General features: G+C 73.8%; 17 protein-coding genes and 1 pseudogene. 11 read left to right on the top strand and 7 right to left on the bottom strand.

Going from position 1 to position 18,950, the window contains the following annotated elements; translation table 11 throughout:
• Nucleotide 1 precedes the first annotated feature (1 nt).
• The gene (locus ACZ6QQ_RS29000; protein WP_465880564.1) at nt 2–2,146 is read right to left on the bottom strand and encodes a SpoIIE family protein phosphatase; all 2,145 of its coding nucleotides are present in this window, start codon (nt 2,144–2,146) and stop codon (nt 2–4) included.
• A gap of 186 nt (nt 2,147–2,332) precedes the next feature.
• On the opposite strand from ACZ6QQ_RS29000, the gene ACZ6QQ_RS28995 reads away from it, so the two are divergent.
• Nucleotides 2,333–3,502, top strand: coding sequence for a membrane protein (locus ACZ6QQ_RS28995; RefSeq protein ID WP_465880563.1), 1,170 nt, complete (start codon nt 2,333–2,335; stop codon nt 3,500–3,502).
• 17 nt (nt 3,503–3,519) lie between these two features.
• Here ACZ6QQ_RS28995 and ACZ6QQ_RS28990 read toward each other — a convergent pair whose 3' ends face one another.
• Nucleotides 3,520–3,732 carry a hypothetical protein gene (locus tag ACZ6QQ_RS28990; RefSeq protein ID WP_465880562.1) on the bottom strand — a complete coding sequence of 71 codons (213 nt, stop codon included), beginning with the start codon at nt 3,730–3,732 and terminating at the stop codon, nt 3,520–3,522.
• 172 nt (nt 3,733–3,904) lie between these two features.
• Here ACZ6QQ_RS28990 and ACZ6QQ_RS28985 point away from each other — a divergent pair, with 172 nt between their 5' ends.
• A complete protein-coding gene (locus ACZ6QQ_RS28985) occupies nt 3,905–5,104 on the top strand; it encodes an MFS transporter (protein WP_465880561.1) in 1,200 nt (399 codons plus the stop codon).
• A gap of 54 nt (nt 5,105–5,158) precedes the next feature.
• On the opposite strand, the gene ACZ6QQ_RS28980 is transcribed toward ACZ6QQ_RS28985, so the two are convergent.
• The 3 genes from ACZ6QQ_RS28980 to ACZ6QQ_RS28970 form a co-directional block, all read right to left on the bottom strand.
• Nucleotides 5,159–5,416: a hypothetical protein gene (locus ACZ6QQ_RS28980; protein ID WP_465880559.1), complete on the bottom strand. Its 258-nt coding sequence runs from the start codon at nt 5,414–5,416 to the stop codon at nt 5,159–5,161.
• Nucleotides 5,417–5,515: 99 nt separating this feature from the next.
• Nucleotides 5,516–5,980 carry an SRPBCC family protein gene (locus tag ACZ6QQ_RS28975; RefSeq protein WP_465880557.1) on the bottom strand — a complete coding sequence of 155 codons (465 nt, stop codon included), beginning with the start codon at nt 5,978–5,980 and terminating at the stop codon, nt 5,516–5,518.
• A gap of 61 nt (nt 5,981–6,041) precedes the next feature.
• The gene (locus tag ACZ6QQ_RS28970) at nt 6,042–6,452 is read right to left on the bottom strand and encodes a DUF2795 domain-containing protein (RefSeq protein ID WP_465880555.1); all 411 of its coding nucleotides are present in this window, start codon (nt 6,450–6,452) and stop codon (nt 6,042–6,044) included.
• A 164-nt stretch (nt 6,453–6,616) separates the two neighbouring features.
• Here ACZ6QQ_RS28970 and ACZ6QQ_RS28965 point away from each other — a divergent pair, with 164 nt between their 5' ends.
• Nucleotides 6,617–7,018, top strand: a complete 402-nt coding sequence (locus ACZ6QQ_RS28965) for a ChaB family protein (protein WP_465880554.1) — start codon at nt 6,617–6,619, stop codon at nt 7,016–7,018.
• Between the two features lie 31 nt (nt 7,019–7,049).
• Here the strand turns inward: ACZ6QQ_RS28965 and ACZ6QQ_RS28960 are convergent, their stop codons facing one another.
• Nucleotides 7,050–8,489 carry an aldehyde dehydrogenase family protein gene (locus ACZ6QQ_RS28960; protein WP_465880552.1) on the bottom strand — a complete coding sequence of 480 codons (1,440 nt, stop codon included), beginning with the start codon at nt 8,487–8,489 and terminating at the stop codon, nt 7,050–7,052.
• Between the two features lie 137 nt (nt 8,490–8,626).
• Complete coding sequence (locus tag ACZ6QQ_RS28955; RefSeq protein WP_465880551.1) at nt 8,627–9,394, bottom strand: polyprenol monophosphomannose synthase; 768 nt, start codon at nt 9,392–9,394, stop codon at nt 8,627–8,629.
• 542 nt (nt 9,395–9,936) lie between these two features.
• On the opposite strand from ACZ6QQ_RS28955, the pseudogene ACZ6QQ_RS28950 reads away from it, so the two are divergent.
• From ACZ6QQ_RS28950 to ACZ6QQ_RS28915, 8 genes and pseudogenes are all read left to right on the top strand, one after another.
• A pseudogene (locus ACZ6QQ_RS28950) lies at nt 9,937–11,625 on the top strand (HAD-IIIA family hydrolase); the annotation flags it as partial.
• 122 nt (nt 11,626–11,747) lie between these two features.
• Nucleotides 11,748–12,725 carry a glycosyltransferase gene (locus ACZ6QQ_RS28945; RefSeq protein ID WP_465880550.1) on the top strand — a complete coding sequence of 326 codons (978 nt, stop codon included), beginning with the start codon at nt 11,748–11,750 and terminating at the stop codon, nt 12,723–12,725.
• Nucleotides 12,710–13,927 (top strand): glycosyltransferase, encoded by a 1,218-nt coding sequence (locus ACZ6QQ_RS28940; protein WP_465880549.1) that lies wholly within the window; start codon nt 12,710–12,712, stop codon nt 13,925–13,927. The genes ACZ6QQ_RS28945 and ACZ6QQ_RS28940 overlap by 16 nt, the downstream gene beginning before the upstream one ends.
• Nucleotides 13,927–14,742 (top strand): D-sedoheptulose-7-phosphate isomerase, encoded by an 816-nt coding sequence (locus ACZ6QQ_RS28935; RefSeq protein WP_465880548.1) that lies wholly within the window; start codon nt 13,927–13,929, stop codon nt 14,740–14,742. Before ACZ6QQ_RS28940 ends, ACZ6QQ_RS28935 begins: the two co-directional genes overlap by 1 nt.
• A gap of 11 nt (nt 14,743–14,753) precedes the next feature.
• A complete protein-coding gene (locus ACZ6QQ_RS28930) occupies nt 14,754–16,178 on the top strand; it encodes a PfkB family carbohydrate kinase (protein WP_465880638.1) in 1,425 nt (474 codons plus the stop codon).
• A 52-nt stretch (nt 16,179–16,230) separates the two neighbouring features.
• Complete coding sequence (locus tag ACZ6QQ_RS28925) at nt 16,231–16,932, top strand: SDR family oxidoreductase (RefSeq protein WP_465880547.1); 702 nt, start codon at nt 16,231–16,233, stop codon at nt 16,930–16,932.
• Complete coding sequence (locus tag ACZ6QQ_RS28920; protein ID WP_465880546.1) at nt 16,929–17,972, top strand: glycosyltransferase family 9 protein; 1,044 nt, start codon at nt 16,929–16,931, stop codon at nt 17,970–17,972. Before ACZ6QQ_RS28925 ends, ACZ6QQ_RS28920 begins: the two co-directional genes overlap by 4 nt.
• The gene (locus ACZ6QQ_RS28915; protein ID WP_465880545.1) at nt 17,956–18,936 is read left to right on the top strand and encodes a DNA topoisomerase IB; all 981 of its coding nucleotides are present in this window, start codon (nt 17,956–17,958) and stop codon (nt 18,934–18,936) included. Before ACZ6QQ_RS28920 ends, ACZ6QQ_RS28915 begins: the two co-directional genes overlap by 17 nt.
• Nucleotides 18,937–18,950: the final 14 nt, after the last annotated feature.

Here is an 18,950-nt window from a genome sequence, read left to right as displayed (position 1 = left end):
CCTACCTGTGTGTGTCGGGACTACCCTCCGCAATCAGTATCTCGAACCAGACGGTCGAACCGCGTACGGTCGGGTCGGTGCCCCAGGCGTCGCTGAGCTGCTCGATCAGCCCGAGCCCTCGGCCCCGACTGCTCAGCGTGTCGGTCCGGGCGCGGGTCACGGTGCCCCGGGTGCCCTGGTCGGCCACCGACACCAGCAGCCGCTCCGGGCTGAGGTCGATCTCCACCCGAGCCGCCGTACCGGCGTGCAGCAGCGCGTTGGTGGTCAACTCGCTGGTGCAGAGCACCGCCGCGCCGATCACCGACTCGGCCACCTGCCACGAGGTCAGCTGGGCGGTCAGCCACTGCCGGACCCGCCCCGGTGCGGTCGGCTCGGCCGGCATTTCGAGCGCCGCCGAGCGACTCGGCGTCAGCGCGTGCTCCACCGCCAGCACCGCAACGTCGTCCTCGCTCGAACCCGGCACCGCCGCACCGGCGACCGCGCAGAGCGTACGCGGATCGCCGCCGGTGGCGGCGGCGACGGCGCGGGCGAGCGCCGCGAAGCCCTCCGTCAGGCTCTGCTGTCGCCGCTCCACCACCCCGTCGCTGAACAGCAGCAGCGTGTCGCCGGGCAGGAACGGCACGGTGCTGGTCGGGCGGTGACCGCCCAGGCCCAGCGGCACCCCCGGATGCACGTCGAGGTATTCGGCGCTGACCGGCCCGTCGACCGGGGCACGGCGCAGCAGCGGAGCCGGGTGACCGGCGCTGGCCAGCGTCATCAGGCCGGTGCCGGGTTCGATCACCCCGTAGACCACGGTGACGAACAGCTCGTCCCGGCTGGCCTCGGTGCCCAGGCTCTCCACCAGCCGATCGAGGCCGGACAGCACCGCCGCCGGATCCGGGTCGCTGAGCGCCAGCGCCCGCAGCGCGGCCCGGACCTGGCCCATCAGCGCGGCGGCGTGCACGTCGTGCCCGGCCACGTCACCGAGGACCACCGCCAGCCGGCCGCCACTGAGCCGGAAGGCGTCGTAGAAGTCGCCCCCGGCGGCGTTGCCGTCGACCCCGGCGTCGTACCGGGCGGCCAGCCGCAGCCTCGGCAGGTCGGGCAGCTGTTCCGGCAGCATGCTGCGTTGCAGCAGTTGGGCGGTGCCGTGCTGGTTCTCGAACCGGCGGGCCCGCTCGGCGGCCTGCGCCACCAGTTCGGCGGCGGCGGTGAGCAGTGCCCGTTCGGCCGGCGACCACGGATGGGCGGTGCGGTAGCCGATGGTCAGCGCCCCGCGCAGCGACGGCGTACGCAGCGGTAGCGCGGCCAGCGCCTGAACCTTCTCGTCGTGCCGGTCGGTGGCGGTCGGCAGTAGCGGCTGCCCGTCGCTCCAGTAGCGGGCGGTGCCGGCGACGGCGGTGCCGATCAGCGGGGCGGGGGACTCGGGCGGGTAACCGCGCCACAGCGGGGGCAGCCGCTCGTCGGCCTCGTCGAGCAGTTCACCCCGGACCCGCCGTACGCCGCGCCAGCCGCCGCCGTCGTCGACGCCGAGCGCGACCTGGTCGGCGTCGAACGACTCCAGGGCGTAACGCAGTGCGGCCCGCGCGACGTCGTCCAGGGTGAGCGTGCCGGACAGGGCGGTGGCCAGCTCGCTCAGGCTCTGTAGGCGTCGGGTCACCTGGGTGGTCTCCACGACGACCATCAGTACGGCGATGATCCGCCCCTGCCCGTCCCGGACCGGTGAGTAGCCACGGGTGAGGACCACCTGGTCGGCGTGTTCCGGCTCGGGTGCCACCGGGAACTGGCCTTCCTTCTCCAGGTAGCTGGTGCCGGTGCGGTAGACCCGTTCGATCTCGTCGCCCACCCCGGCCAGGTGCCATATCTCGGCGAAGACCTCGGCGGCCGGGCGGCCGAACGCGTCCGGGTGCTTGCCACCGATCAGCTCGGCGTAGCCGTCGTTGTAGATCAAGGCGAGGTCGTCGCCGTACGCCAGGGTCATCGGCACCGGCGAGGAGTGCACCAGGTTGACCACGGCGCAGAGGGCCGGATCCCACCGGTCGGGCGGGCCCAGGGGCGTGTCCGACCACCGGAATCCCGGGTCGGGCTGCCGGGACGATTCCGGCGTCGGGGACAGACCGGTCCGCCGCGAGGGGGGAGCGGGAACCCGCCCGACCGAGCCTGGCATGTCAGCAGCCTAGCCGGCCGGCACGACACCGCCGTCGATCAAGCGGGCGGCGGGCGGTTCCCGGCGTTTCCACCGGATCGGGGACACCCCGGGACGGGGGCCGCCGTACCCGGCCGCCGGGCGCGGAATGAACCAGGCCCGGCCGGGTACGCGGGCGGCGGTGGTCCGGGTGACGGGAGGGACGCCATGCCCGCAATCCTCGCGGTACGGCGGGTCGACGTCGGCACCGAGCTGACCGAGGTCTGGAATTCGATGCTGCTGTTCGTGCCCCGCCTGATCGGCTGCGCGGGCATCCTGATGCTCGGTTGGCTGCTGGCCCGCTTCGTCCTGCGGCTGGCGACCAGGCTGCTCGACCGGTTCGGCTTCGACGGGATCGTGCAGCGCGGGGGACTGGGGCGGCTGGTGGCGCGTACCCGGTACCGGCCCGCCACCGTCGTCGCCCGGCTGGCGTACTACCTGGTGCTGCTGTTCGCCCTGCGACTGGCCTTCGCGATCTGGGGTCCGAACCCGGCTCACGATCTGGTCGAGGCCGTGGTCGGCTGGCTGCCGCAGGCCTTCGTCGCACTGGTGGTGGTGGCGGTGTCGGTGGTGATCGGCAACGCGGTGCACGACCTGATCAGCGACGCGCTGGGCCGGGTGTCCTACGGTCGGCTGCTGGCCGACGTGGTCGCGCTGCTGGTCATCGGGCTCGGGGTGATCGCCGCATTCGTGCAGACCGGGGTGGCTCGGGCGGTCACCGTGCCGGTGCTCGTCGCGGTGCTGGCCACCGTTGCCGGCATCCTGATCGTCGGCGTCGGCGGGGGACTGGTCGGGCCGATGCGGGTGCGCTGGGAGCGGTGGCTGCGCCGGGTGGCCGACGAGGCGAGGCAGCGGCGGGCGCGCGGCGAGGCGTACCCGAGGGCGGGCCTGGGTTCGGCGTACGTCGAACCGGGCGTCGCCGGCCGAGCCTCGGTCCCACCGCTGGCCGACCCCGTGTCGGTCGACCCCACGTACGTCGACGTGCCCACCTCACCGGCCCCGGACGGCCTGGCCGGCTACCCGTCGGCACCGGGTGGTCTGGCTGCCTACGATCCGGCACCGGGTGGTCTGGGCGCCTACGATCCGGCATCCTCCGGGCTGGCTGCCGGGTACGAGTCCACGACCGCCGGGCTGGCCGCCTACGAGCCGCTGCCGGACGGACTGACCGCCGGGTACGAGCCGGCGCCGGAGGGCCTGGCGACGGTGACGCCGACGACGGACGCCGCCCCCACCTACCAGTCCGCCCCGATCACCGACGGGCTCGCGGGCTACCCGTCCGACCTGCTGGCACCGGCCCCGGAACGGCCCACCACCAGCGGCGACGAGCCGAGCCGGTAGGCGTCGTCCGGATCGGGCTACTCGGCCGGGCTGGTCTCCGCCGGCCGGCGGCGCATGGCGTCGTCGGCGAGAATGACCGTCGCCACCATCACCGCCACCACGATGCTGAACAGCCAGGAGGCGTCGGGCAGGACCTGTGCGGCGACCGGAGCCTGGAGCGCCGTCAGCAGGAAGCCGAACCAGGCCCAGCGGCGTTGGCGCACGGAGAAGAGACCGGAGCGTTCATGCATCTGAAGAATTCTGCCGGGTGTTTTCCCGTTCGCCCGTCGTCCGATCGGCCGATTCTAGGGGAGCTGTCCGGATTGGAAGGCTCCGTGCTGGCTGTCCCGTGAAGTGGCAATACTCCGGTTGCGGATATTCCGGGTAGCGGTACCGGTCGGGGATCGGGAAAGATCGCCAGACGTGTCGAACCGCCCCCGCCCCGCCCTGCTCATCCTGGCCTACCTCGCCTTCGTCAGCCTCGGCCTGCCCGACGGCCTGCTCGGCGTCGGCTGGCCGTCGATCCGGGTGACCCTCGGGGTGCCGACCGAGGCGGTCGGACTGCTGCTGACCGCGGGCACGGTCGGTTACCTCACATCGAGCGTCGCGGCCGGCTTCACGCTCGCCCGGGTGGGCGTCGGCTGGCTGCTCGCGGGCAGCACCGCGGTGGCCAGCCTCGCCCTGACCGGCTACTCGCAGGCGCCCGCACTGACGGTGATGATCGTGAGCGCGCTGGTGCTGGGGCTCGGCTCCGGTGCGATCGACTCCGGTCTCAACGCGTACGCGGCGGGCGCCTTCGGGCCCCGCCACATGAACTGGATGCACGCGTTCTTCGGGCTCGGCGTGGCGCTCGGTCCCCTGATCATGACGAGCGCGATCGGAGCGGGACTCTCCTGGCGCTGGGGCTACGGCATCGTCGCCAGCGCCCAGATCCTGCTCGCCCTCGCGTTCGTGCTCACCGTACGGGCCTGGGCCCGCCCCGGTACGGCGAACTCGGCCGAGCCGGGGTCGGAGCCGACCGCCGCGCCCGAACGGGTACGGATCGCCGCCACCCTCGCCCTGCCGGCGGTCTGGACCGGCGCCCTCGCGTTCGCCGTCTACGTGGGCGTCGAGGTCGGTGCCGGACTCTGGGCCTTCCTCCTGCTCACCGAGGGGCGGGGAATCAGCGCGACGGTGGCGGGGGTCTGCGTGTCGATCTACTGGGGCAGCCTGTTCCTGGGCCGGGTGGTGCAGGGACTGGTCGCCGAACGGCTGGGCAGCGGGGCGGTACTGCGGGGCAGCCTGATCGGGATGGTCGTCGGCGCGGCGCTGGTGGCCGTACCGGGGCCGGGCGCGCTGGCGGTGACCGGCCTGGCCATCATCGGCTTCGCCGCGGCACCGGTCTTCCCGCTGCTCACCCTGACCACCGCCGACCGGGTCGGCGCCCGGCACGCGGACCGGACCATCGGGTTGCAGATCGGCGCCGCCGGTCTCGGCGGCGCCCTGCTCCCGGCCGGGATCGGGGTGTTGATCAGCCGGTTCGGTGTCGAGGCGCTCGGGCCGTCGCTGGTGGTCCTCTCGCTGATCCTGCTCGGTCTCTACCTCGCCTCCGGTCGGCGCGAACGCGCCCGCGCCGCAGCCTGACCGCAGGCGGCGTCCCGGCGCGAACCCGCCGGAACGCCGAATACACCCTCGGGGTCAGTGTGGGCCGTTGCGGCCCGTCGTCGACGGCCGGTAGGCCCGATCCGGATCGGTCATCTCCTCCCGGTCCACCTCGGTGGTCGGCTGTCCGTCGGCCGCCTCGGCGCCGTGGCCGTATGTCGACTCCGCGCCCGCGTCGTTGCCGGTCGTGTCGTCCACCTGCCCATCCGGAGTGGAGGCGCCCATCGCCCGTTCCAGATCGCGCAGGGGTATCCGTTCGTCGTCCCGCCAGACGGAGCTGTCGTTGTCGGTCATACTCTGGCCGTACCCGGCGGCCGGACGGACAAACCGGCGGGAGACACGGCGGTGCCCGTCGGGAAAGGTCCCGACGGGCACCGGCTGCTGTGGACACCACTACGGCTGCGGCCGGTCCACCTTGCCGCGCCAGGCGCCGGTCTCGACGCCACCGCGTGCCTCGATGAAGTTCTTGAACCGTTGCAGGTCGCCCTTGATCCGGCGGTCGACCAGGCCGAGCTTGTCGCCGGCCTTCTCGGTCATCCCCTGCGGCTCGAAGTCGAGTTGCAGGGTGACCCGGGTGTGTCCCTCGTCGAGCCGGTGGAAGGTGACCACACCGGCCTGGTTGGTGCCGTTCGTGGAGGTCCACGCCACCCGCTCGTCGGGCAGCTGCTCGGTGATCCGGGCGTCGAACTCACGCTCGACCCCGACGATCCCGACCTTCCAGTGGGTCATCGTCTCGGATACCTGACGGACCTCCTCGACCCCCTCCATGAAGCGGGGAAAGTCCTCGAACTGGGTCCACTGGTCGTACGCGGTCCGTACGGGGACGGCCACGTCCACGGATTCGGTCACCGCACTCATCTGACTGACTTCCTTCCTCGTCGACGGAAACCCGCTGCCACCGCGCGTACGCGGCGGCGGGTCACCAACGCTGCGTCTCGTTCGGATGCCCGAGCACCGCCCACACCTCGGAGACCGTACGGAACTCGGTGTCCGGGGGCAGCTGGTCCAACTGGGCCAGGATCTCGTCCGGCGCCTCGTTCTCCTCCGCGCTGCGCCGCAGCGCCTCCCGGTCACCGGGCAACGCGGACAGGCTGATGAAGCGGCCCAGCCGGCTGCGCTCCTCGACCTCGACCGAGGTCATGCCCGCAGGGGCACCGGAGCGGGTGTCGGCGGTCGGCGCCCTGGTCGAGCCCGGCTGGTCCTCGCCGGACGGTTCCGGTTCGCGCCACTCCTCGGCTCGGGAGCCGGCGGTGTTGTTGACCGTGCTGGCCACCTCCCGGCTCATCTCGTCGTCGAGCCTCGGTCCGTGTTTGCTGTTGCCCCGGTCCATGTCCTATGCGCTACCCCGAGGCCCACCCGGTAAACCGAATCGCCGGGCGATCGGGCCGGAGCCGGGCCGAAACGTTTGGTGGTCGCGGTGCCGGGAAGAGTGAGGGTTGGCCGACGACGGTTTGGGGCCGGTGCGAACCGGCTCGGAACTCCAGGAGGATGACCATGCCGGGACGTGAGGTGCTACCGAGTACGTTGCGACGCTCGCCGGACAAGGCCCAGGACACCTGGGCGAAGACGCACGATTCGGCGGTGGAGACGTACGGTGAGGGCGAACGGGCACACCGGACCGCGTACGCGGCGGTGAAGCACTCGTTCGAGAAGGTCGGCGACCACTGGGAGCAGAAGGGGCGCAAGGGCCCGAGCGACGAGCAGGCCGCCGGTGGTGGCCCGGCCCGTCGGGCACCGACCGCCGGTGGTGTCGACGCCAACGCCTCGAAGGGTCACCTGATGGAGGTGGCGAAGAAGCTCGACGTGCCGGGCCGGTCCCGGATGAACAAGTCCGAACTGGTCGGCGCGATCCAGAAGGCGAACAACCGGCAGACCGCCCGGGCGCGCAGGAAGTAGCGGCCGTTCGCGCGGCGGTGGGTCCGCCGGGTCACCACCGCCCGGCGGGACCGCCCGGCGCGCAGATGTGCACCACCTTGGTCACGGTCAGCTCGTCGAGCAGTTCGGGGCCGTACCCGAAGCCCTGGCCACTGCCCCGGCGCGGGTGCGCGGCACCGCCGGGCGCCCCACCGAACACGTTGTTGATTTTCACCGTGCCTACCGGCAGCTCCCGCCAGGCCTGCTGCGCGTGGCTCATCGACCCGGTCAGTACGCTCGCCGACAACCCGTACGGCGAGTGCGCCGCCCGCGACAGCGCCTCGTCGAACGAGTCCACCACCAGCACCGGCGCGACCGGACCGAAGGTCTCCTCGCGCATCACCGCCATCTCGTCGGTGCAGTCGACCAGCACCGTGGGCGGGTAGAAGGCGCCCGGCCCGTCCGGCACCGAGCCGCCGGTGCGTACCCGCGCCCCGTCGGCGACCGCCGCCCGTACCCGGGTGTCGACCACGGCCCGCTGCCGGCGGTCGACCAGTGGCCCGATCTCGGTCTGCGGGTCCCGTCCCGGACCGACCCGCAGCGCCTGCGCCCGTGCCACCAGCGCCTCGACGAACTCGTCCGCGACCGCGCGCAGTACGTAGATCCGCTCGACCGCGACGCAGAGCTGCCCCGAGTTGGTGAACGCGCCCAGGGCGGCCTGCTCGGCGGCCCAACGCGGATCGACGTCGTCGTCCACGATCAGCGCGTCGCTGCCGCCGTTCTCCAGCAGCGCCTTCGCCCCGGTCCGGGCGCAGGTCGCGGCGATCGACCGCCCGGTGGCGGTGGAACCCACGTGGGCGACCACGTCCACCTCCTGCGCGGCGAGCGCCGCACCGACCCGCGCACCCCCGGTGAGCAGCGACAGTACGCCCGCCGGCAGGTGTGCGGCGAAGAGCCGGGCGAGCAGCCAGCCGCTCACCGGGCTGCGCTCGCTCGGCTTGTAGACCACCGCGTTGCCGGTGACCAGGGCGGCGCCGAGCAGCCCGCAGGAGACCGCCACCGGGTCGTTCCACGGGGTCAGCACCGCGACCACGCCCCGTGGCTGCACCGCCATCAGGTCGATCGCCTCCGGGTTGCCGGCGAGCGACTGACCCCGGTGGATCGGGCCGAGTTCGGCGTACTGGCGCAGGGTGCCGACACCGGCGTCGACCCCGCCCCGGGCCAGGCCGATCGGCCGCCCCATCTCGGCGGTCTGTGCCAGCGCGAGCTGGTCGGCGGAGGATTCCAGCAGGTCCGCCACCCGGTGCAGGACCGCACCCCGGGCCGAGGCGGGGGTGGCGGCCCAGCCGGCGGCGGCCACCCGGCTCGCCTTGACCGCCGCGGCCACGTGCGCCTCGGTGGCCTCCGGAACCCGGGTCACCTCGGTGTTGTCGGCCGGATCGAGGACCAGCGGGTCGTCCGGGTCGCCGCCGGCCCCCCACACCCCGTCGATGAGTTGCTGTACCTCGTACATGGCGGGCTGGATGCCCCGGTCTGGCGGTGACAAACGCCGTTTCGCCGGGTTGCCGAGGCCGGGGCCGTTTCGGCGCGGTGCCCGCCGCCGGTGGGCGAGCACCCTACGAGTTCGCGACTGGCGGTGTCGCGTCGTTACTACGAGCGGATGTCGCGGTGCCGGCTCCACAGCTTGAACGGCATCAGCGCGCTTTCGATCTTCGTCGCCGTGGTCATCTTCGAAACGCCGTCCCGGCGCTCCTCGAACCGGATCGGCACCTCCAGGATGGTGTGCCCGAGCTTGGTGGCCAGGTAGTGCATCTCGACCTGGAAGCTGTAGCCGTTGGACTGCACCCGGTCCAGCCCGATCGAGCGCAGCGAGTCCGCCCGCCAGATCTTGAAACCGGCGGTCAGGTCGCGGATGCGGACCCGCAGCAGGGTGTGCACGTACAGGTTGGCCCAGCCGCTCAGGGCCCGTCGGTAGAGCGGCCACGCCTCGTCGAGCTGCCCGCCCGGCACGTAGCGTGAGCCGATCACCACGCCGGCCTGGGTGGCGAGCAGTGCACCGAGCATCCCCGGCAGCGCCTCCGGCGGGTGGGACAGGTCCGCGTCCATCTGGGCCACGAAATCCGCGCCGCCGTCGAGCGCCCGGCTGATCCCGTCGACGTACGCCCGCCCCAGGCCCTCCTTGCCCGGCCGGTGCACCACCCGTACCCGGTCGGGGTGTTCGGCCGCGAGCTTGTCCGCGACCTCACCGGTTCCGTCCGGAGAGTTGTCGTCGGCGATCAGGACGGTCAGTCCCGGCAGCGGCAGGGCGAGTAGTCGGTCGACCAACACAGGCAGATTGCCCGCCTCGTTGTAGGTGGGCACGACGACGGTGAGCCGCTCATCCCGCCACGGGGATGGCAACTGCACGGGTTCGATCATTACGGACATCCTCGTTCTGCCGACAGCGGTCAGGGGAGAGGGTAGTTGCGTCGGTATCCCGGCGCGACCACCGGGCCATCCGGGTGCATCCTGTTTACCACCATTCTGTGGCGTCGCCACGCGCCGACCACGGGTGCGAGGTCATCCGGGACGGGGTGCCCGAAGTGTTGTCGGGAGTGTCGCGACGGTGGTCCGGCCTCCCTGTGACCAGGGCTCAGGGTTACGCTCGGCAGTGCTCACCACTACCCAACGCCGCGATCCGCCCTTCCGGTTCGGGTCGCGCTCGGCCACACCGATCCGGTCACGGCTCGGGCGCCGGGTCGATTCGGGGGATCGCGGTTAGCGCGGCGGCGGCGTGGGTACCGGTGCGGAGCGCGTCATGGGCGAGAAGCAGCGCGCACAGTGGCCGCAGCAGCCGCCGGGGGCGGGCTGGGCGGTTCGGCGACCGGGCGGAACCCAGGTTTACTCCTCCTACCCGAGGGAACCCGGCCCCCGTGCGAAACGATCAGGTCGACCCGCATCAGCGCAGGTCAGGCGGCACGATCGCCGGCCCCGCGCAGGGGCGACCTGAATCGGACCGGGGGCGGGCCGAGCCGGCTCGGGGTGAACCGGACCGGCTGCCGCTGTTCGACGCGGTGCTCTTCGACCGGGACGGCACCCTGGTCCACGATGTGCCGTACAACGGGGACCCGACGCTGGTCCGGCCGGTGCGGGGAGCCCGGGAGGCACTCGACCGGCTGCGCGCGGCCGGCCTGCGGCTCGGTGTGGTCACCAACCAGTCCGGCCTCGCCAGGGGGCGGTTCAGCCGCCGTGACCTGGAGCGGGTCAACGCGCGGGTGGAGGACTTGCTGGGTCCGTTCGACACCTGGCAGATCTGCCCGCACGCCGAGTCGGGGCCCGGAGTGGCCGGCTGCCGCTGCCGCAAGCCGTCACCCGGCATGGTCTCCGACGCCGCCCGTGCCCTCGGCACCACACCGGACCGCTGTGTCCTGGTCGGAGACATCGCCGCCGACATGACCGCGGCCTCGGCCGCCGGGGCGGCCGGAATCCTGGTGCCGACGCCGCAGACCCGCGCCGAGGAGATCGCCGCGGCCCCGACCGTCGCCGGTGACCTGCCGGGCGCGGTCGACCTCATCCTCCGTCGACAACAACTCGTCGTTTCCCGCCGGCAGCAGCCCGACACCGGCGGTACGCCCCGGCGGCGACCGCGCCGCGTCCTGGTGGCCCGGCCCGACTCGGCCGGGGACGTGCTGGTCACCGGGCCAGCGATCCGGGCGGTGGCGGCCGGTGCCGACCGGGTGGTGATGCTCTGCGGTCCCCGGGGACGGGCCGCGGCCGAACTGCTGCCCGGCATCGACGAGCTGATCGAGTGGCCGCTGCCGTGGATCGACCCGCAACCGACCCCGGTCGACCGGTCCGAAGTGGACCGGCTGACCGCCCGGCTCGCCGAGGTCGGCGCCGACGAGGCGGTCCTGTTCACATCCTTCCACCAGTCCGCGTTGCCGCTGGCCCTGGTGCTGAGGATGGCCGGGGTGGGGCGGATCTCGGCGATCAGCGACGACTACCCGGGCTCGCTGCTGGACGTACGGCACCGGGTGCCGTTGGGCATCCCGGAGACCGAACGGGCGCTGTCGCTCGCCGCGGCGGCCGGGTTCCCGCTGCCCGCCGGGGACGAGCCGGTGCTCCGGTTGCGCGCCGGGTGCCTGGAGACCGGGCCCAGCGACGGCGCACTGGCCGAACCCGGTTACGTCGTGGTCCACCCCGGCTCGTCGGTGGCCGCCCGCGCCTGCCCGCCCGAAATTTGTGCCCGGATCGTGACCGCGCTCGCCGAGGCGGGGCACCGGGTGGTGGTCACCGGGGGACCGGGCGAGGGTGCGCTGAGCGCCCGGGTCGCCGGCCGGTCCGGTGTCGACCTCGGCGGCCAGACCTCGCTGACCGGACTCGCCGCGATCATCGCCCGCGCCGGGTGCCTGGTCGTCGGCAACACCGGGCCCGCGCACCTCGCCGCCGCCCTGGGTACGCCGGTGATCAGCCTCTTCGCCCCGACCGTCTCGTTCGGACAGTGGGGCCCGTACCGGGTGCCCACGGTCCGGCTCGGTGACGCCGCCGCCGGCTGCCGGAACACCCGCGCCACCCGATGCCCGGTGCCCGGCCACCCGTGCCTGTCCCGGGTGGCGCCGGAGAGCGTGGTCGAGGCGGTCCGCCTGCTCGCCGCCCGCGCCCCCGAGCCGGTCGAGCGGTCCACCGAGCCGGTCGTCGGGAGCGGCGAGCCGGTCCCCGCCACCGCCGGTCCGGTCACCGGCGACACCCGGCTGGTCCCCGGCGGTACCGAACTGGTCCCCGGCGGCACCGTATGAACATCCTGCTCTGGCACGTGCACGGCTCCTGGACCACGTCCTTCGTGCACGGCAAGCACCGCTACCTGGTGCCGGTCACCCCGGACCGGGGCCCGTACGGGCTGGGGCGGGCCCGGACGTACCCCTGGCCGGACACGGTCGAGGAGGTCACCCCGGAACAGCTCGCCGACGCCGACGTGGACCTGGTGATCCTGCAACGGCCGGAGGAGTTCGAGCTGGCCGGTCGTTGGCTGCGTCGCCCGATCGGGGGCACCCTGCCGGCGATCTTCGTCGAGCACAACACGCCCAAGGAGGGCGCGGTGCCGAACAGCCGGCACCCGATGGCCGACCGGGACGACCTGCTGATCGCCCACGTCACCCACTTCAACTCGCTGTTCTGGGACACCGGCGGCACCCGGACCACGGTGATCGAACACGGCATCGTGGACCCGGTCGCCGGCTACACCGGGGAACTCGACCGCCTCGCCGTCGTGATCAACGAACCGGTACGCCGAGGTCGGGTCACCGGCACCGACCTGCTGCCGCGATTCGCCGAGATCGCCCCGCTCGACGTCTTCGGCCTGGGCGTGGCCGGTCTCGGTGACCACCTCGGACTGCCCGCCGACCGGCTGACCACCCACGACGACCTCCCGCAGAGCCGGATGCAGGCCGAACTCGGCCGGCGTCGGGCGTACCTGCACCTGTGCCGGTGGACCTCGCTCGGGCTGAGCCTGATCGAGGCGATGGCGATCGGCATGCCGGTGGTCGTACTCGCCGCGACCGAGGCGGTGGTCGCGGTGCCACCGGACGCGGGGGTGCTCTCCACCCGGGTCGACACCCTGCTGGCAGCGGCCGCGCACCTGATCGACCAGCCCTCGGCGGCACACCGGCTCGGCGTCCGGGCCCGAGAGGCCGCCCGGACCCGGTACGGCCTGGACCGTTTCCTCACCGACTGGGACCGGCTGCTGGAGGAGGAGCTATGCGGATCGCGATGATCTCGGAGCACGCCAGTCCGCTCGCCACGCTGGGCGGGGAGGACGCCGGTGGGCAGAACACGCACGTCGCCGAGCTCTCCGCCGCGCTGGCCGCGGCCGGGCACGACGTACGGGTCTACACCCGGCGGGACAGCACCGACCCGCCCGAACTCGTACGGATGCTGGACGGGGTGGCCGTGGTGCACGTACCGGCCGGGCCACCCGAGCCGATCGTGAAGGACGCGCTGCTGCCGTACATGAAGGAGTTCAGCCGGTGGCTGGTCGCGGCGTGGCGGCGCGACGACTGGGTGCCGGACGTCGCGCACGCGCACTTCTGGATGAGCGGCCTGGCGGCGATCACCGCCGGCCGGCAGACCGGGGTGCCGGTGGTGCAGACGTACCACGCGCTGGGCACGGTCAAGCGGCGGCACCAGGGGGCGGCCGACACCAGCCCGGCCCGCCGGATCGGTTACGAGCGCGCCCTGGGCCGGGCGATGGACCGGGTCATCGCGCAGAGCCAGGACGAGGTACGCGAACTGGTCCGGATGGGCGTGCCGCAGGACCGGATGGTGGTCGTGCCGTCCGGGGTGAACGTGGAGAACTTCTCCCCGGCCGGTCCGGTCGCGCAGCGGCAGCCCGGCCGGGCCCGGGTGCTGACCGTCGGCCGGCTGGTGGAACGCAAGGGCTTCCAGGACGTGATCCGGGCGATGCGCGCCGTCCCGGACGCCGAGTGCGTGATCGTCGGCGGGCCGCCGGAGGAGTTGCTCGGCGAGGACCCGCAGGCCCGCCGGCTGCGGGCGCTGGCCCGCTCGTGCGGTCTCGCCGACCGGGTACGCCTGGTCGGTGCCGTGCCCCGCGAGGAGATGCCCCGGTGGTACCGGTCGGCGGACGTGCTGGTCGCCGCCCCCTGGTACGAACCGTTCGGGCTGACCCCGCTGGAGGCGATGGCGTGCGGGGTGCCGGTGATCGGCACCAGGGTCGGCGGGCTGATCGACACCGTCGTCGACGGCCGGACCGGTGACCTGGTGCCGCCCCGCGATCCGGGCGCGCTCGGCGTCGCCATCGCCGACCTGCTGGCCGACCGGACCCGCCGTTTCGCCTACGCCCAGGCGGCCCTGGACCGGGCCCGCCAGCAGTACTCGTGGCGGCGTGCGGCGGCGGAGGTCGGCGGTGTCTACACGGCGGTCAGCGAGGTGCGTCGGCCGAGCGGGGTGGTGGCCTGATGGCGCACTCCACCGAGGTGATCGACGCGCACCTCGCCGGCTTGGCCTCGGCGCTGCTGCCGTACCGGCAGGTGGCGGGCGATCTGGCCCGCTGGGGTGACGAACTGGCCGACCGGCTCGCCCGGGGCGGGCGGTTGCTGGTCGCCGGCAACGGTGGCAGCGCCGCCGAGGCTCAGCACCTCGCCGCCGAACTGGTCGGCAAGCTGCGGGCGGACCGGGCGCCGCTGTCGGCGATCGCGCTCAGCGCGGAGACCTCGTCGCTGACCGCGATCGGCAACGACTACGGCTTCGAGGAGGTCTTCGCCCGCCAGGTACGCGCACACGGCCGCCGCGACGACATCCTGCTCCTGCTCTCGACCAGTGGCCGCAGCGCCAACCTGATCCGCGCGGCGCGGGCCGGACGGGAGGCGGGACTGCGCTGCTGGGCGTTCACCGGCCCGGTGCCGAACCCGCTGGCCGAGGTCTGTGCCGAGGTGCTCGCCGTACCGTCGCCGGATCCGCAGGTGGTGCAGGAACTGCACCTCGTCTCGGCGCACCTGCTCTGCGAGTACGTCGAACTGGCGTTGCCGACCGCGCTCGGCGTACCGGCCGGGTACGCCGCGCTGCCGCTGGTCGACCCGACCGTGGCTCCGGCACCGGTCGACCCGACGTTGGTCGACGCACCGCTGGTCGATCCCGATCCGGTGGTGCCGGAACTGATCGAACCGCCGGTGGTGGAGCGGGAACCGGGCGGGTGGCAGCCGGGGGAGCACCGGCCGGTGCGGTCGCGGCGTACGCACAGCCGGGGGCCGAACGGGCGAGGGGCCGGGCCGTGACCGGGCGGCTGGTGGTCATCGGCGACACCCTGCTCGACCGGGACGTGGAGGGGGTGGTCAACCGGCTCTGCCCGGATTCGCCGGTCCCGGTGCTGGACGAGAGCACCCACGTCGACCGGCCCGGTGGCGCCGGGCTCGCCGCCCTCTTCGCGGTCGGGCAGGGCTTCGAGGTCGCCCTGGTCACCGCGCTCGCCGACGACGCCGGTGGGGCCCGGTTGAGCAGCCTGCTCACCGCCGCCGGGGTGCAGGTGTACGCGCTGCCGCTGCCCGGTGCCACGCCGGAGAAGATCCGGCTGCGGACCCGTGGCCGGGTGCTGCTGCGCCTCGACCGGGGCGGTGCCGCCGGTCCGCCGGGTGAGCCGAGCGAAGCCGTACTGGACCTGCTCGCCGGGGCGGCCGGCATCCTGGTCAGCGACTACGGGCGGGGAGTCGCCGCCCAGCCGACGCTGCGGGCGGCGCTGGCGGCGGCGACCGCACCGGTGGTCTGGGACCCGCACCCGCGTGGCCCGGCGGCGGTGCCCGGTGTGCGGCTGGCCTGCCCGAACGAGGTCGAGGTACGCGAACTGGCCGGCGGTACGCCCGGCGCGTCCCGCCTGATCACCGCGTCCCGGGGGGCGAACGGGCTGCGTCAGCGTTGGCGGGTCGGCGCGGTAGCGGTGACCCTCGGCGGGGACGGCGCGCTGCTCTGCCACGCCGGCTCGACGCCGCTGGTGGTGCCGTCGCCGACCAGTGCCGACGGGGACACCTGCGGGGCCGGGGACCGGTTCGCCGCCGCCGCGACCGTGGCGCTGGCCCGTGGGGCGCTGGTGTCCGAGGCGGTGCAGCAGGCGGTCGCCGAGGCGTCCGCGTACGTGGCCGGTGGCGGGGTGGCGGCGGCCGTACCGGCCCCGGTTCCCGAGCCGGTGGCGGTTCCCGTCCCCGACGGTGGGCCGCGCATCGGTGCGGCGGCGGCCGGTGCGCTGGTCGCCGAGGTCCGCGCCGCCGGGGGAACGGTGGTCGCCACCGGTGGCTGCTTCGACCTGCTGCACGCCGGACACGTGGCGACCCTGGAGGCGGCCCGCAGGCTCGGCGACTGCCTGATCGTCTGCGTCAACTCCGACACCAGCGTCGCCGGGCTGAAGGGCCCGGACCGCCCCCTGGTCCCGCAGTACGACCGCAGCCGGCTGCTGGCCGCGCTCGGCTGCGTCGACGCGGTGGTCGTCTTCGACGAGTCCACCCCGCACGCGTCCCTGTCCTGGTTGCGCCCGGACATCTGGGTCAAGGGCGGTGACTACGGCACCGGCGGCGGGGACGAACCGGACCTGCCCGAGGCCGAGATCGTCCACCGCTGGGGCGGGCACACGGTGGTGGTGCCGTACCTCGACGGCCGGTCCACCACCGGCATGATCGCGCTGGCCCGGACGGCCGCGCGACGCCCGACGGGAGGAGCGCGATGACGGACGCAGGAGTCCCGACCGACGCAGGAGTCCCGACCGACGGAGGAGCGCGATGACCGCAACGATGCCGGGCGCGGGTCCGGCCGTACTGGTCAGCGGGGGGGCCAGCGGGCTGGGCGCGGCGGTGGTCACGGCGGTCGCCAAGTCCGGCGGCCGGCCGTACGTGCTGGACCGGCGGGCACCCGCCGACGGGGTGCCGTGGGTCGAGTGCGACCTGGCCGACACCCGTGCCGCCGAGCAGGCCACCCGCGACCTCGCCGAGCAGGCCGGTGGACTCGACGGGCTGGTCACCGCCGCCGGGATGGACGTGCCCGGCCGGTTGGCCGACCTGCCCGCCGAAACCTGGGAACGGGTCGTCACGGTGGACCTGCTGGCCACCGTCGCGGTGGTCCGGGCGGCGTTGCCGTACCTGGAACGCTCACACGGGACGGTGGTCACCGTCGCCTCGACGCTGGGCGTGAAGGCGGTCAGCGACGCGACCGCGTACTGCGCGGCGAAGTTCGGGGTGGTCGGCTTCACCCGGGCGCTCGCCGCCGAACTGGCCGGCTCGGTCGGGGTGACGCTGCTGGTGCCGGGCGGGATGCGGACGGCCTTCTTCGACGAGCGCACGGAGCAGTACCGGCCGGGCGCCGACGCGGTGCTCAACGACCCGGCGAGTGTGGCGGCCTCGGTGCTGTTCGCGCTCAGCCAGCCACCCGGCTGCGCGATCCGTGAACTCGTGGTGTGTGCCGAGCAAGAGACGTCGTACCCGTGATCCTGGTCCTGCGGGCCCTCGGTGTCGGTGACCTGGCGACCGCGGTGCCGGCGCTGCGTGGCCTGCGCGCCGCGTTCCCGGACCGGACGCTGGCGTTGGCCGCGCCGGCCTGGCTGGGGCCGCTGGTCGACCTGGTCGGCGGCGTCGACCGGCTGGTGCCGACCGACGGCCTGGACGACGTCGAGTGGCCGGGTCCGGCGCCGCACTGGGCGGTGAACCTGCACGGGCGCGGCCCGCGTTCGCACCGGCTGCTGCGGGCCGCCGGGCCGCAGCGGCTCTGCGCGTTCCACAACCCGGAGGCCGACCACACCGACGGCCCGCCGTGGTCGGCCGACGAGCACGAGGTGGACCGCTGGTGCCGGCTGCTCGACTGGTACGACATCCCGACCGACGCCGGTGACCTGTCCCTGCGCCGGCCCAGCCCGCACCGGGTGCCGGTCGGTGTGACAGTGGTCCACCCGGGCGCCAAGATCGCCGCCAAGCGCTGGTCGCCGGGGCGGTTCGCGGCGGTCGCCCGGGAACTGGGCCGCTCCGGTCACCGGGTGGTGGTCACCGGCTCCGCCGCCGAACGCGACCTCGCCGAACAGGTGGCCCACCGGGCGGGTCTGCCCGGCACCGCCGTACTCGCCGGCCGGCTCGACCTGTCCGGGCTGGCCGCGGTGGTCGCGCACAGCCGGCTCGTGGTCAGCGCCGACACCGGCGTGGCGCACCTGGCCACCGCGTACGGCATCCCGTCGGTGGTGCTCTTCGGCCCGGTCCGCCCCGAGCACTGGGGCCCACCGGCCGACCGCCCCTGGCACCGCGCCCTGCGGGCGGCGTCGGCCGTCCCCGCCGTCGACCCGGAGCTGCCCGAACTCGATCCCGAGGTGCCGGACTCGGTGCCGGTCGAGGGTGACAGCGAACGGTTCCGGCCCCATCCGACGCTGGCCGCGATCGGGATCGAACAGGTGCTCGCCGCCGTGGAGGAGGTCGACCACATTCGACCGGCTCGGACGGCGGGGCGATCGGTGGCCTGGGACCGCCATGCGGTTGCGACGTAGCGATCCGGCGACCCCCGGATACGGGCGCCGCCGCCGTGGTCGCGGCGTGGGCTTCGTCGACCAGGCTGGTCGGCCGATCCGTGACCGGGAGGTGCTGGAACGGCTGCGGGGACTGGTGATCCCGCCCGCGTGGCGGGACGTCTGGATCTGTTCGCATCCGGCCGGGCACATCCAGGCCACCGGCATCGACGCCGCCGGCCGCAAGCAGTACCTCTACCACCCGTTGTGGCGGGTGCGGCAGGACGAGGCGAAGTTCGACCACGTCCTGGAGGTGGCCGCTCGGCTGCCGGTGCTGCGGCAACGGGTCGGCGCCGACCTGGCCGGGCGGGGGCTGGGTCGGGAACGGGTCCTCGCGACCGTGACGAGCCTGCTCGACTCCGGCACCTTCCGGATCGGCAGCGACCAGTACGCGGCCGGCGACGATCCCACGTTCGGGGTCGCCACGCTGCGCCCCGAGCACACCCGCGCCCGACGCGGCTGTGTGGTGTTCGAGTTTCCGGCCAAGGGCGGCATCGCCCAGGTGCAGCGGGTCGACGACCCCGGCCTCTGTGCAGTGCTGCGGGACCTGCGCAAACGGCGGCGCGACGCGGACCGGCTGTTCGGCTACTGGGACGGGCACGGCTGGCGGGACGTACGCAGCGACGAGATCAACGAGTATCTGCGGGCGGCCAGTGGTGGCGAGATGACCGCGAAGGACTTCCGCACCTGGCACGCCACGCTCCGGACGTCGCAGGCGTTGGCCCGGCTGGGCCCGGAGCGGTCGGAGACGAGACGCAGGCGGGCCGTTGCCGGGGTCATGCGCGAGGTGGCCGAACTGCTCGGCAACACCCCTGCCGTGGCCCGGGCGTCGTACGTGGACCCGAGGCTGATCGACCGTTACCACGACGGCCGGACGATCGAGATCGACCCGTCCGCCCCGCCGGAGGCGATCGAGCGAGCGGTGATCGACTTCCTGTCGGACTGAACACCGTCCTGTTG

It is taken from the genome of Micromonospora sp. NPDC049529 (genome assembly GCF_055586685.1).
Note: the sequence above shows the minus strand (reverse complement) of the source record. Positions and strands in the feature narration are given on the sequence as shown.

Excerpts from the sequence above, each read along its gene's own strand:
- ACZ6QQ_RS28935 (WP_465880548.1), top strand. The coding sequence starts at position 13,927 with ATGGCGCACTCCACCGAGGTGATCGACGCGCACCTCGCCGGCTTGGCC.
- ACZ6QQ_RS28970 (WP_465880555.1), bottom strand. The coding sequence starts at position 6,452 with ATGGACCGGGGCAACAGCAAACACGGACCGAGGCTCGACGACGAGATG.
- ACZ6QQ_RS28990 (WP_465880562.1), bottom strand. The coding sequence starts at position 3,732 with ATGCATGAACGCTCCGGTCTCTTCTCCGTGCGCCAACGCCGCTGGGCC.
- ACZ6QQ_RS28965 (WP_465880554.1), top strand. The coding sequence starts at position 6,617 with ATGCCGGGACGTGAGGTGCTACCGAGTACGTTGCGACGCTCGCCGGAC.
- ACZ6QQ_RS28915 (WP_465880545.1), top strand. The coding sequence starts at position 17,956 with ATGCGGTTGCGACGTAGCGATCCGGCGACCCCCGGATACGGGCGCCGC.
- ACZ6QQ_RS28975 (WP_465880557.1), bottom strand. The coding sequence starts at position 5,980 with ATGAGTGCGGTGACCGAATCCGTGGACGTGGCCGTCCCCGTACGGACC.
- ACZ6QQ_RS28960 (WP_465880552.1), bottom strand. The coding sequence starts at position 8,489 with ATGTACGAGGTACAGCAACTCATCGACGGGGTGTGGGGGGCCGGCGGC.
- ACZ6QQ_RS28925 (WP_465880547.1), top strand. The coding sequence starts at position 16,231 with ATGACCGCAACGATGCCGGGCGCGGGTCCGGCCGTACTGGTCAGCGGG.
- ACZ6QQ_RS28980 (WP_465880559.1), bottom strand. The coding sequence starts at position 5,416 with ATGACCGACAACGACAGCTCCGTCTGGCGGGACGACGAACGGATACCC.
- ACZ6QQ_RS28955 (WP_465880551.1), bottom strand. The coding sequence starts at position 9,394 with ATGATCGAACCCGTGCAGTTGCCATCCCCGTGGCGGGATGAGCGGCTC.
- ACZ6QQ_RS28945 (WP_465880550.1), top strand. The coding sequence starts at position 11,748 with ATGAACATCCTGCTCTGGCACGTGCACGGCTCCTGGACCACGTCCTTC.
- ACZ6QQ_RS28940 (WP_465880549.1), top strand. The coding sequence starts at position 12,710 with ATGCGGATCGCGATGATCTCGGAGCACGCCAGTCCGCTCGCCACGCTG.
- ACZ6QQ_RS29000 (WP_465880564.1), bottom strand. The coding sequence starts at position 2,146 with ATGCCAGGCTCGGTCGGGCGGGTTCCCGCTCCCCCCTCGCGGCGGACC.
- ACZ6QQ_RS28995 (WP_465880563.1), top strand. The coding sequence starts at position 2,333 with ATGCCCGCAATCCTCGCGGTACGGCGGGTCGACGTCGGCACCGAGCTG.